The sequence below is a fragment of the Cyclobacterium salsum genome (genome assembly GCF_010119245.1).
Classification (GTDB): Bacteria; Bacteroidota; Bacteroidia; order Cytophagales; family Cyclobacteriaceae; genus Cyclobacterium; species Cyclobacterium salsum.
Window position 1 is genome coordinate 415,952 of record NZ_WNKG01000001.1, and the last position, 12,729, is coordinate 428,680.

Below are 12,729 nucleotides of genomic sequence, written 5' to 3' on the forward strand. Positions count from 1 at the left end.
TCTAAGATCTGGTGATGGCCTCTTCCATGTTATACATGGTGGAGATTACCTGCATTAACGCTGCTACGGCTACTTTATCCGCATTTTCGTCCACAGGATATTCGCCTATTGAAGCCAATGCTTCAGCGTCCTCCATTGCGATGCTTTCCAGCTTGTCCCTAAGATAGTTTAGCAGCAGTTCTACTTCTTTTGGTTTCGGTTTCCTGCATAGAATTAAGCGAAAAGCTGTAGTAATTTTTTCTACTTGTGTGGAGTTTTCACTGACCAAACGGGCTGCCAGTACCCTTGAAGCCTCAAGGACGGTTGGGTCATTAAGCATGACCAAAGCCTGCAAAGGGGTATTCGTAAATGAACGCTCTGTCTCACACTGGTCCCTGTTGCTGGCGTCAAAGATTAGCATGGAGGGTGGTGGCACCGTCCTTTTCACAAATGTATACAAGCCTCTCCGGTACAGGTTATCTCCATGGTCCTGGGTATATTCAGCCAAGGTAGATCCCCCTGCTGTCGCTGCCTCCCACAATCCGTCAGGTTGATACGGCTTCACACTCCGCCCGCCAATCTCAGGTACCAGAAGTCCACTGCTCGCAAGGACCATGTTACGAATAAATTCTGCCTTCAAATGGTGGCGCGAGGCTCTGGTGAAATACCTGTTTTCAGGATCTTTCTGCCTTTCGTTTTCATCGATCGCCACCGACTGCCGGTAGGTGGCAGACATTACCATTTGTTTGATAAGCCGTTTGATGTCCCATCCATTTTCCATGAAGTCGATGGCCAGCCAGTCCAACAATTCCGGATGACTGGGCAATTCTCCCTGCATACCAAAATCACTGGTCGTATTGACTATTCCTCTTCCAAAAAATTCCTTCCAGATTTTGTTCACAAAAACCCGCGCAGTCAGTGGGTTGCGTTCATCAAACAACCATTTGGCCAATCCAAGCCTGTTTTTTGGATAGTTTGGATCAAAATTTAGAATTGACTCAGGCGTTTCAGGAAATACTTCAGTTCCGTATGCGTTAAAAATGCCTCTTTCCAACACATAATTGTTTCTTAGGGTATCCAGCTCACCCATTACCGAAACAATCAGTTTGCTGGTATCCTGTTTGTTGACAAATGAAAGAATACCTTCGGCATCCTCATCGGTAATCTCAATGTAAGGTTTCTTTGCATAGGACTCCGGAGTACCTACCAATGGATCTATGGGAGCAGTAGAAGTTCTCAACTCATCGATATTATTAAAAAATGAAAACATCTCATAATAATCCTTTTGGGATATGGGATCGAACTTGTGATCGTGACAAGCCGCACATTCAAAGGTAATGCCTATGAGTGCTTTGCCGACGGTATTGGTCCTGTCTGTCACATAGGTTATCCTGTATTCTTCTTCGTCTACCGCACCTTCCTCGGTAATTTTATGGTTTCTATTGAACCCTGTGGCTAAAATCTGCTCTTTGGTGGGGTTCTCCAAAAGATCCCCTGACAGTTGCCAGGTAATAAAATCCTCAAAAGACAAATTTTCATTAAAGGCATGGATTACCCAATCCCGCCAGGGCCACTGTGTCCGGAAGTTATCCAATTGATAGCCATAGGAGTCGGCATACCTGGATATATCCATCCAATAAACAGCCATTCGCTCTCCGTAGGAAGGCTGAGACAGCAGGTAATCAACCATCTCTTCATAAGCCGTAGCATTATCATTTTCACTAAACCGATCCATCAAATCCAGATTTGGTGGCAATCCGGTCAGGTCAAAACTTAATCTCTTCAGCATACTTTCTTTTGAAGCCGGCTGATTAGGCTGCAATCCGATATCTTCCTGTTTCTTTAAAATAAAATGATCAATCTCATTAACAGGCCAATTTTTGTCTTCTACCTCAGGGGCTGCAATGTATTGAGGAGCTTGAAAAGACCAGTGTTTTTCATAAACCGCCCCATCTTTTATCCAGGTTTTAATGAGCTCTATTTCCCTGTTTGTCAATTTGAGGTTGGATTCCGGGGGAGGCATCACCTGACTCTCATCGCTCGAGTTTACACGCAAATAGACTTCAGATTGATGAGGTTTGCCTGGAACCAGGGCAAAAGCCCCTTGATTTTCTGCAAGGGCTTTGAATGCTTCACTTTCGAGGTCTAACCTTAATCCGGCTTCCCTTGCATCGGAATCCGGTCCATGACAAGCAAAACAGTTGTCAGAAAGAATGGGCCTGATATGGAAATTATAGCTGACCTTATCGGGAAACTTTTCTGAGATCCCTATTTCACCTTCATTTGAAGTACAGCCTGCAAAGTACAGGGAGAACACCATGAAGAATACAGTACGAATAGCGCTTAATAACTTAATCATTATCATTGGTATTACTACTCTTCTCTCAATCATATCGGCATGTAAAATCAATTAATTACAGATCGAGAGTATTATAATTAATATAACAAGAACAGCAGGCACTTCAAAATTAACTTTTTTTAAAGGTTTATTTGTTCTGCAAGCAACGCTCAAATTGCCTGCTGTTCCTTTTCAATTTTTCCCCTAAACGGTTAGTGAATACTGCTTATCGGGTATTAATAGCCAGGATTCTGTTCCAAATTTCCAATTCTTATCTCCCTAAGTGGTATAGGAAACAAAAGCCGTTCGGTTGTAACATTATAACTCATTGCAGGTAAATATGATTCTCCGGCATAAAATTCCTTAAGGTATAGGCCATTGGCATTCATAACTTCAATAGCCCTATCCGTGCGCAACAGATCAAACCATCTTTTATTTTCAAATGCCAGTTCCACTCTGGTTTCACGTTCGATAATCTCCCTTATCATCTGCTGGTTGGTTTCGGTAACCGGGTCTAAACCTGCTCTTTCTCTTACCTGATTGAGAAAGGGCAATGCATCCGCTGATTTTCCTTGTTCATTGAGTGCCTCGGCCATCGATAACAAAGCCTCCGAAAAGCGATAAATAGGAAAGTTGTCGTCCGTATTTCGTTCCAATGAATGGGGATTCTGGTATTTCTTTATGAATGGATAGGTCCTTTTTCCCGGAGTTGGTACATAGTCTACAGGAGATTTTAACTCGTCGATAAACATGTTTCCGATTTGACCAGTACCTTCTACAATGCCGATGGAAGCAAGCAATCTTTCATCTCCAGCCTCATAGGCCGCTATCATTTCGAAAGTAGGCGTATTCCAGCCTCCTCCCTGAAGGTTTTGAGAGCTGATGCCGGTAATTAGACTTACATCTGCGGAAAGCGGAATAAACGGATAGAGGAAATCACTATTTTGTCCCTGATTTCCTTGTTGATATTGTATTTCAAAAATAGATTCGGTACTATTCTTGTTACTCAATTCGAACACGTCCCCATAATTGTCCAGCAAAGAATACCCCATTTGGATCACCTTTGAAAGTTCTGATTCTGCTTTCGGATAGTCTTTAATGGTCAGGTAAACATCTGCAAGCACCATCCTGGCGGCACCTTCGTTTGCGCTGCCATTTTGCGGGAAAGAAACCGGATCGAGGCGGTTGATGGCATTTTCTAAATCCTGAATTATTGCCTGATAAACTTCGTTTACAGACGCTCTTGGAAGGTAGGCATCACCCGCCCCCTTTACAGCTGTTAAATACAGTGGCACTCCGCCAAAATACCTCACCAGATCAAAATACAACAAGGCCCTCAAAAAGCTGGCTTCGCCATAAATTTGATCTATTTTTTCCTGACTTAGTGCAGCGTCTCCAATCTGATCTAAAATCTCGTTGGTTCGCGCAATTCCAATATAATCGGAATTGTATTTATTAGCCACCAGACCACTGTTTACATCGTCCATGAAAAAATCCGTATATTCTCTTTCTATATAGGCAGGCCCCCGGTTGGTAATATTGAATTCCAGGTGGGTGTTATCGGATCTCATTTCTCCCATTGTCCAGGAAGCGATAGAGCCTTTCGCACCCCTCAATGAAGCATAGGCTCCCACCAGGGCCTGATTAAAATGATCTTCTGTTTTATAGAAATTTCCTGAGGTAATAGAACTCTCCGGCACCAGGTTCAGAAAATCTTCTGAACAGGAGCTCATTATCAGTATGGCAAGTATTGTTGCTATCTTTTTCATGATGTCGTTGGTTTTGGTTAAAAGTTTAAATTTACTCCTAAGGCATACGTTCTTGGAATAGGGTATGGACTAATGTCCACACCTTCCTGAAGCCCATTTAGACCCCGCCAACTTGATTCAGGGTTTGCTCCTTTGTAAGGTGTAATGACAAATGCATTTTGGAGACTTAAGAATATTCTTGCCGAGCTAACACTTTTACTGAACTCGGGGAGCGTATAGCCAAGGGTAATATTTTTAAAGGTCAAATGGGAAGCATCCAGGGCAAGCCTGTCCTGAACATTACGGGGAAATTCTGTCGTACCTGACAAGGAACGGCCAATGATGCCATCACCAGGCTCTTCCAAAGATCTCCACCTGTCTTTCATGTACCGTTCTACATTAAATATTCCCTCGAGCGTTTCTGACCATTCCGCCAAAGAGTAATACATTTTCCCTCCATAAGAACCGGCAATGACCACGTTCATATCGAAGTTTTTGAAATAAAAGTTGTTGTTGAACCCATAAAAGAATTTAGGATTAGGATTGCCAATGTAGGTCTTGTCATCCACATTAATTACGCCATCTCCATTGATATCCTTGTACCTGATCGTTCCTACTGCGGATGTTACGTGTTTAGGTTGCGAATCAAATTCCTCCTGCGTCTTATAGATGCCATCAAAGATATAGCCGTAAAACTGACCGATCGGCTTCCCAACTTCTGTTTTCCAAATGGTAGAAGAATAATTACCTAATCCACCAAGTGGCGTATTATTGGTCCCCAACTGAATCACTTTGTTCCTGTTAAACGAAATGTTAAAATCTGCATTCCATCTGAACTCACTGCTCTCCAGTACTCTGGCATTAACGCCAAACTCATAGCCCCAGAAATGGAATTCACCAATATTATCCTGGATATTTGGGTAACCAGTACCGTAGGGAATATCGACCTGGTAGAGCATATTGGTTGTTCGCTTATCGTAATAATCGAAAACCAAAGAAATTTTATCATCGAAAAGACCTACATCAACCCCTAAGTCAATACCAACTGTAGTCTCCCAGGTAAGAAATGGATTACCTATGGATACCGGACTCCTACCTTGTGCTAAGGCCCCTCCAAAGACATAATTGGTAGAAGATATATTTCCAAACTGGCTATAGTTACCTATGTTAAAATTACCGGCATGTCCATATTCACCCCTGACTTTCAGGTAACTAATTCCGGAAAAGTCAGCCATAAAAGATTCGTCAGAAATAATCCATCCTGCAGAAACGGAAGGGAAGGTTCCCCATCTGTTTTCTGAACCAAATCTGGAGGAACCGTCTCTCCTTACTGACAGGGAAAGCAGGTATTTTCCCATATAGTTATAATTTAACCTGCTAAACATGGAAAGTAAAGACCACTCAGACATGTTGCTGTTACCATACCTGATCGCAGCAGCATCTATCCAGGATACTTCATCGTCCGGATAGCTGGTCCCTGTCAATACATTGTTTTCCTGATGATATTTTTGGGCAGAATAACCTACCAGTGCATCAATGAAGTGATTGCCTAAATTTTTCGTGTAATTAAGGGTGTTTTCTGTTAACCAGGAGCTATAATCATTGGTGCTGTATGAGCCAGTGGCGAGCTTGGGTGGCGGAGAGAAAATACCGCCTGCAGTGGATGGATTGAATACCCTTCTTTTAGCATTTCCCAAATCCACGGAAACAGAACTTTTGAAGAAGAAATCATTGTGAATGTCTGCTTCAAAATAGGCATTGGACAATAAGCGATTGGTAGCCGACCGGTCATAGGTTTCCAACATGGTTTTTTTCCAGTTTGGGAAGGTAAATAGACCGGGCCCGGTAAAGCTTACTCTTTGGTTACCATTCTCATCTACATCATCTGGTGAAAAAATAGGAGGTGTAATGATGGCGGAATACAGAATGCTGTAAAATCCATCCGTAGCCTGGTTCCGGCTTAACTGGTGGGTCGGCGCTAAGTTTAGTCCAACCCTAATGTTATCGTTTATTTTGTATTCGTTGTTTGTCCGCAGGGAAAAACGCTGAAAACCGGTATTAAGTACTACACCTTTTTCATCAAAAAAGCCCAGCGTGGTGGCGGAACTGAAATTATCCTTATTGGCCAAAAAAGAAACATTGTAACTGTTTTGTTTACCGGATTGTAATAACTCATCGTACCAATCTGTATCCGGTCCATCATAGGCCTCGGGATTTTGGTACAATTCAGGTATTCCACCTGTAAAGCCCTCATAGCGGATTTTATCCTCATAAATGGCTCTCCTGTCCTCCAGAAACTCCCGGGCATTCATTAAATCTGCCCTCCCCCTTTGCGGAACCTGTGTCATTCCCTGGATAACACTTAACTGAACAGATGTTTGGCCGGGCTTTGCCCTTTTTGTAGTAATTAAAACCACTCCATTGGCCGCCCTGGAACCATATAGTGCAGAGGCAGAGGCTCCTTTTAAAACTGAAAAACTTTCAATTTCGTTAGGATTGATAGTATTGATGTCCCCAACGATAGGAAAACCATCGACAACATACAATGGATTATTTCCTGCATTGATTGAGGCTGCTCCTCTTATCCTTACGGCCATTCCTCCTCCGGGAGTGCCGGAAGCCTGACTGATTTGAACACCTGCCATCCTACCTTGCAGTTTCTGGACAAATTGACCTACCGGCTGGTCTTCCAATTGGTCGGCTTCAACACTTGCAATAGACCCTGTAACCTCACGCTCTTTTTGAATGCCATAACCGATAACAACAAACTCCTCTAGTCCTTTAGCATCTTCAGACAGTTCGATATTAATGATACTTCTACCGTTAATCGGTTCTTCCCGGGTTTCGTAACCCAGGAAAGAAAAAATCAATGTTCCATTTTCATCGGGAGCGACCAGAGAATAATTTCCGTCTATGTCTGTAATCGTCCCGAGGTTGGTACCCTTCACCAGTATTGTGACCCCCGGAAGTCCTTGCTTGTCTGCTAAGGAAGTGATTTTACCGGTTATCTCAATTTGCGCAGGTGACACCGTGACTTCAATTATTTTTGCTTTTCTGGTGGATTCCTTTACACTGATGTTATTATTGGTTTGCCGGAAAGCCAATCTTGATTGACTGGAAATCTCTCTGAGAATCGTTTCTACACTTTCCTTCTTCGGAGGTTTGCTAAACTTTTCATCTAAAAAATCATCTTTAATATCAAACGTAAAAACAAAGTGGGTTTTTGATTCAATGTCTTCAAAAACTTCTTTTAAAGTAGCATTTGTATAGGCTGACTCAATAAATACTTTCTGAATTTTTATTGCCTTTTGCGCATCTGCTCCATGAGCAATGGTAAAATTGACCAGCAATAGCTGGAAAATTATTCCAAAAAGGGAGGAGGTTGTAGACTTACTAAAGAAGCCTTTGTATCTTTTTTTCATGTTATTTTGGGTTTAGTGAAGAAATTAAATGGTATTTAAAGCTAATCTAAGTTCGGGTTCATTTATCATCAGTTTTGTTTTTTTAAATTTTCGTTAAATAATTAATCCATCAGTATGCTTAAAATTTTAAAATCAAGTCTTTATTAACCATTTCAAAATCAAGGTTTTTATTAAAACTGATATCTCGCAGGATATTTTTAAGGCTTTCATTGTAATATTTGGCTCTGATATTCCAGTCGGTGGGAGGATCGCCGCTCACCTTCATCGTCACACCAAACCATCTTTCAATAGATCTTTTGAAAGTGACAAAATCATCCCCATTAAACATTAGAATACCCTCTTTCCAACCAAAAGAAGCATCAAAATCTATTACTTGTACCTGAAAATCGACCGTGTTTTTTTCCATTAAAATTTCATATCCAGGGTCTAAAATATAACTTTGGTCTTTGTCAAAACCAGATACCCTAACCCTACCCTCCAATAGTGAAACGGCTCGTGTAGATTCATTCGAAAAGTTTTTAACATTAAATGCGGTACCCAAAGCTTCCACATGTATACCCATCACTTCAGCGATAAATGGTTTAATTGGATTGCTTGTTACATCAAAATATGCCTCCCCGGTAACTTTTACCCTTCTTATGCTATCTGAAAAAACTTCCGGATATTCCAGGCTACTCATCGCATTTAACCAAACTCTTGTACCATCAGGCAGCAAATGGGTAGAACGCTGTCCGGCTGGATTTTCCTTTTTCAGCCAGCTTATAGTTTTTACCAATGGAGGTTCATCATTTGCCCTATAATAAAAGGCGATGACAGAAAAAATAAGAAAAAATGTGAGAACCGCTGCCCACAAGACTGATTTTGCAGGGGATCCCCTCCTTCGAAGGGAAGTTTTTTTTCGACTTGCGGCTGACCATATTTCTTCTCTCCTGGCATTAAGTTTTATAGCATTCGAGGATGTTTCACTCTCCCAGATTTTTTGAATAGATTTAAATATCAATTTATTCTCTTCAGAAGCAGCGATCCAATATTTCAAGGAAGTAATTTGCTCTTGAGTAGCCTCCCCTTTAAGGTACAATAAAATTAAATGGTCAATATCCTGCTGAAAACTCCCCATGAATGCGCTTTATGACAGTATAACCAGGAAGGTAGCTAATACCCGTAAGTACAAAAGAAAAAAAACTCTTATTTCTTTATATTTCTAGTATTAATATTGGTTAAATTTATTTTATAAATGATAGAAATTGGAATTTTAAAAATTTACCCAAACAAAAAATTTTCGTTTGAAAAGTTTAAACCTATTCATTTAGGATTGCAATTCTTTTGTTTAGAAAATTCCGGGCCAGGATTTTTCGAATCCAATTAAATTAAACCGGTTAATGAAGGGTTACAATGTCTATTAAACCGGACCCCTAATCCAATGATAATTGGGTACACTTACCGTAGGAAACCAGCAAAAGCGAAAAAAAGAAGTATCCATCTCCGATTTGCATTATAGGTTTCCCGTTAATAATAGTTGGATCCGGCAACATAGTTTAAATAAATCTGATGACAAAGATCCTGGTATCAAAGAATCACTCCTACTCAATTAATAAACATTTCATCAACCAACAATAATGCTCCTCGCCCTTTATTCCGATGCCATGAAGGAATTTCTTTCAGGGTCCTACCGATGACCAGCAGACAATTTACTTTGGTCGGATTAATTGTTGTAGATATCAATTGGATATAAGGTTTTCGCTCTTCCGTTGGTAATTCAGGAGTCATCCTACCCATTAATTTCAAATCATCTTTACTTTTCCCACCCCAAATCTCAATTTGAGAGGGAGGAAAAATAATCGTTTCCGGTTCCACCAAAACATTAAAAGAAACAGAAGCTACTTCAATCTCCTGGTTGTAACTCAAAAACAATTCCATATCCTCATTGGAAAAACCGGCCCAGTTGTTGGCCCAGGCCGGACTATTGGCATTGAAACCGCCAAAGTCCCCATCAAAAAAGGTAGCGTGGCCATTTGCAGGATGAACCCTGTTTAAGCGGGACAACAAATTGACCGAATCAGGCGGATATTTATTTTTATAAACGGAAAAGGTAGTGTTGATGCTTCCAAACCAACCTTCTTTAAATGCTTTTGCATTGACCAATGTTGTACGGTCTAACCACACTTTTCCCTCCTCAAAGACGGGTGAAGTAAGGCTATCAGGTTCAGTTCCATCCAATGTATACCTTACAGTGACGTCTTCTATTGGATGGCCTATATCCAAAGCGATAGAATCCCTAAAGATATTGGTTTGATTTTTAAGTATGGGTACATTTAATTTGATCTTTTCCTCCTCAAGCCCTTCTCTACCGGCAACTATTTGAATATTTTTAAATTCATCTCTAAGAAGTTCCAGATCGTCCACGTCGATTTCCGTATTCCATACGGATATGGTTTGCAGGCGTTTTAAGCTACTCAGGTAGGGTTTTAAATCATTTAATGCCACTGATGTACCCGAGATGGCCAGGTGTTCAATATTTTTCAAAGAAGTCAAAGTCTGAAGCCCATTTCCGGTAATATTGGTAAAATTTAAATTTAATCTTTCCAGATTGGTAAATTGATTGATAATGGTCAGGTCCTCATCTTCTACCGGAATTCTATTAAGACTGAGTGATACCATTTGTTCTTTTATTGGTTCCAGTTCCAGTAGTGATTGACTGGTGTAAGATTTTGGATTATAAATGGTTACATCCAAGGCGGGTGATTCTTTACTTAAAGGCCTGATTACCCGGTATTCGTTATTGAGCGTTTCCAGTGTTTTTTCATCAGGCATATCAAATTCATACGTCTTTCTTTTTCCCGAAGGGTTTAACACGTTCGTTGAAACAAGCCGAAGAGAATCTCCGGCAGGTAAGGCCAATACCTTCATTTCAAAATCATAATTATTTTTAACCCATAGCTCCAGAAGCAATTTTTCTTCCGGTGAAAGCTGTGGTTTTCCCGAGGGTGGCATGTGGTCCTCATCTTCCATTGGCAGGGAAAGCCTGTGTAGCATTAAACTCTCCTCCAGAGATTCATTATCGAATAGTTTACCTGTTTTTCCTCCTTTTAATAAAGAAACTTTATCTGTCATGATCAATTCACCCTTGGCTTTACTCTGATTATGGCAAGAATTACATTTTTTTTCTAATACAGGCATTACCAGGTGATCAAAAACAATTGCTTCCTCAATTGGAACCACCACTTCCCTCCCTGCAATAATGGGCATGTAGATAAAGTCTTCCCCATGTGTCAGGGATGCACCGTAGTGGCCTGCCATCAGCGTGATGACAATCAAAGAAGAGGCCGATATTTTAGCTATTTTTTCCTGATACCAGGTCTTATCTCTGGCAAAATATAGTACGCTGGCAAAGAAAACGATCCCAGCACCCAACCACTTATGCCAGGTTAAAACGGCACCATCATATCCTTCTTCCAGTGATAGAAATAAACCCATCACAGCGGCTAAAGCTGCGGTTAACACAGAAAAAAGGAGCAAATACCTGAGGAATTCCTGGTAAAACTTTTCTTTGCTAAATTCCTTTCGAAACCTGAAAAATTCCAACCCCATCGATAAGAGTAACAAGGCAATCGGAAAATGGAGTATCATGGGGTGCAATCTCCCGAGAGGTTGTAGCCAATAGGGAATTTCGATAAACCTTTCCAGCAATAAAAAATAAAGCAGTAGGATATTCAAACCCAACAGAAACCTTTCAGCAATAATCCGGTACTTGTTTTTCATATCGTTTGGGAGATTTGCCATGGCCAGTTACACCAATATATCTTTGACGACTTTCCCTGATACATCGGTAAGCCTAAACCTTCTACCCAAATGCTTGTAAATCAGCTTTTCGTGATCGAGTCCTAGTTGATTGAGGACCGTTGCCTGAAAGTCATGAACATGTACGGGATTCTTAATGACATTGTACCCCAATTCGTCTGTTTCTCCATATACGGTTCCAGGTTTGATACCGCCGCCAGCCATCCAAATGCTAAAGCACCGGGGATGATGATCCCTACCATAGTTATCTTTGGTCAGTTTTCCCTGACTATAGTTGGTCCGACCAAATTCTCCACCCCATATGACCAAGGTTTCGTCCAGCAATCCCCGTTGCTTAAGGTCAGTCACCAATGCTGCAGAAGCCTGGTCTACATCCTTAGCCTGGCGGGTAATTTCATAGGGCAGGTTGCCATGCTGATCCCATCCCTGGTGGTAAAGTTGTACAAATCTAACTCCACTTTCAGAAAGCTTTCTTGCCAATAGGCAATTGGCAGCATAAGTTCCAGGCACCAGACAATCCGGCCCGTACAGCTTGATTACGCTATCCGGTTCCTTGGAAAGGTCCATAATGTCCGGCACGGTAGTTTGCATCCGGTAGGCCATTTCATATTGCTGGATCTTAGCACTTATTTCCGGGTCTCCAAACTTTTCATAGGACATATGATTTAGCTCAGCCAGATTATCCAATATTTTTCGCCGATCCACCCTGCTCATTCCTTTTGGGTCACGAAGGTACAATACCGGGTCTTCCCCGCTGCTGAACTGTACGCCCTGATGTACCGAATCCAAAAATCCATTGGTCCACAATTTAGAATAGACACCCTGGCCGTTCCCGATTCCCCGCGAAAGCAAAACGGTAAAAGCGGGAAGGTTTTTGTTTTCGCTGCCCAGGCCGTAACTCAGCCAGGCACCCATACTGGGTCGGTTCCCCTGCTGTGCCCCTGTTTGAAAAAAAGTTAGGGCGGGGTCGTGGTTGATGGCTTCGGTATGCAAGGACCTCACAATACAAATATCATCGACAATTTTTGAGGTATAGGGAAACAAATCACTGATCCAGGCTCCGGATTCTCCATACTGATTAAATCCTGAAAATGACCCTACCAAAGGAAAGGAGGACTGATTGGCAGTCATGCCTGTTAGCCGCTGACCACCCCTTATCGATTCCGGCAAATCCTGACCCACCATTTCTTTTAATTTCGGTTTGTAGTCAAAGGATTCTAATTGAGAGGGAGCCCCATTCTGAAAAAGATAAATTACTCTTTTTGCCTTAGGGGCAAAATCAGGTATGGCTGCTGCCAGTTCTCCTTCCATTTGACCATTTCCTTTAAACAGGTCAGGCATCAATAATGATCCCAAAGCTACACTCCCCAGCCCTAAACTCATTGTTGACAGGAATTTCCTCCGGTTCAAATTCAGGTGGTGCTCAATAATATTTTTATCCATA

The 12,729-nt window shown here is 41.5% G+C and carries 6 protein-coding genes; all 6 read right to left on the reverse strand.

Annotated elements, in window-relative coordinates; all coding sequences use genetic code 11:
- Nucleotide 1 precedes the first annotated feature (1 nt).
- The 6 genes from GJS45_RS01635 to GJS45_RS01660 all read right to left on the reverse strand — a co-directional run bounded on the left by GJS45_RS01635 (nucleotide 2) and on the right by GJS45_RS01660 (nucleotide 12,728).
- Nucleotides 2–2,338 carry a PSD1 and planctomycete cytochrome C domain-containing protein gene (locus GJS45_RS01635; protein ID WP_162339694.1) on the reverse strand — a complete coding sequence of 779 codons (2,337 nt, stop codon included), beginning with the start codon at nucleotides 2,336–2,338 and terminating at the stop codon, nucleotides 2–4.
- 215 nt (nucleotides 2,339–2,553) lie between these two features.
- Nucleotides 2,554–4,086, reverse strand: coding sequence for a RagB/SusD family nutrient uptake outer membrane protein (locus GJS45_RS01640; RefSeq protein ID WP_162339695.1), 1,533 nt, complete (start codon nucleotides 4,084–4,086; stop codon nucleotides 2,554–2,556).
- A 17-nt stretch (nucleotides 4,087–4,103) separates the two neighbouring features.
- A complete protein-coding gene (locus tag GJS45_RS01645; protein WP_162339696.1) occupies nucleotides 4,104–7,487 on the reverse strand; it encodes a SusC/RagA family TonB-linked outer membrane protein in 3,384 nt (1,127 codons plus the stop codon).
- A gap of 118 nt (nucleotides 7,488–7,605) precedes the next feature.
- Nucleotides 7,606–8,523, reverse strand: coding sequence for a FecR family protein (locus tag GJS45_RS01650; RefSeq protein WP_162339697.1), 918 nt, complete (start codon nucleotides 8,521–8,523; stop codon nucleotides 7,606–7,608).
- Between the two features lie 548 nt (nucleotides 8,524–9,071).
- Nucleotides 9,072–11,246 carry a DUF2231 domain-containing protein gene (locus GJS45_RS01655; RefSeq protein ID WP_162339698.1) on the reverse strand — a complete coding sequence of 725 codons (2,175 nt, stop codon included), beginning with the start codon at nucleotides 11,244–11,246 and terminating at the stop codon, nucleotides 9,072–9,074.
- Nucleotides 11,247–11,273: 27 nt separating this feature from the next.
- Nucleotides 11,274–12,728 (reverse strand): DUF1501 domain-containing protein, encoded by a 1,455-nt coding sequence (locus GJS45_RS01660; protein WP_162339699.1) that lies wholly within the window; start codon nucleotides 12,726–12,728, stop codon nucleotides 11,274–11,276.
- Between the last annotated feature and the right edge of the window lies 1 nt (nucleotide 12,729).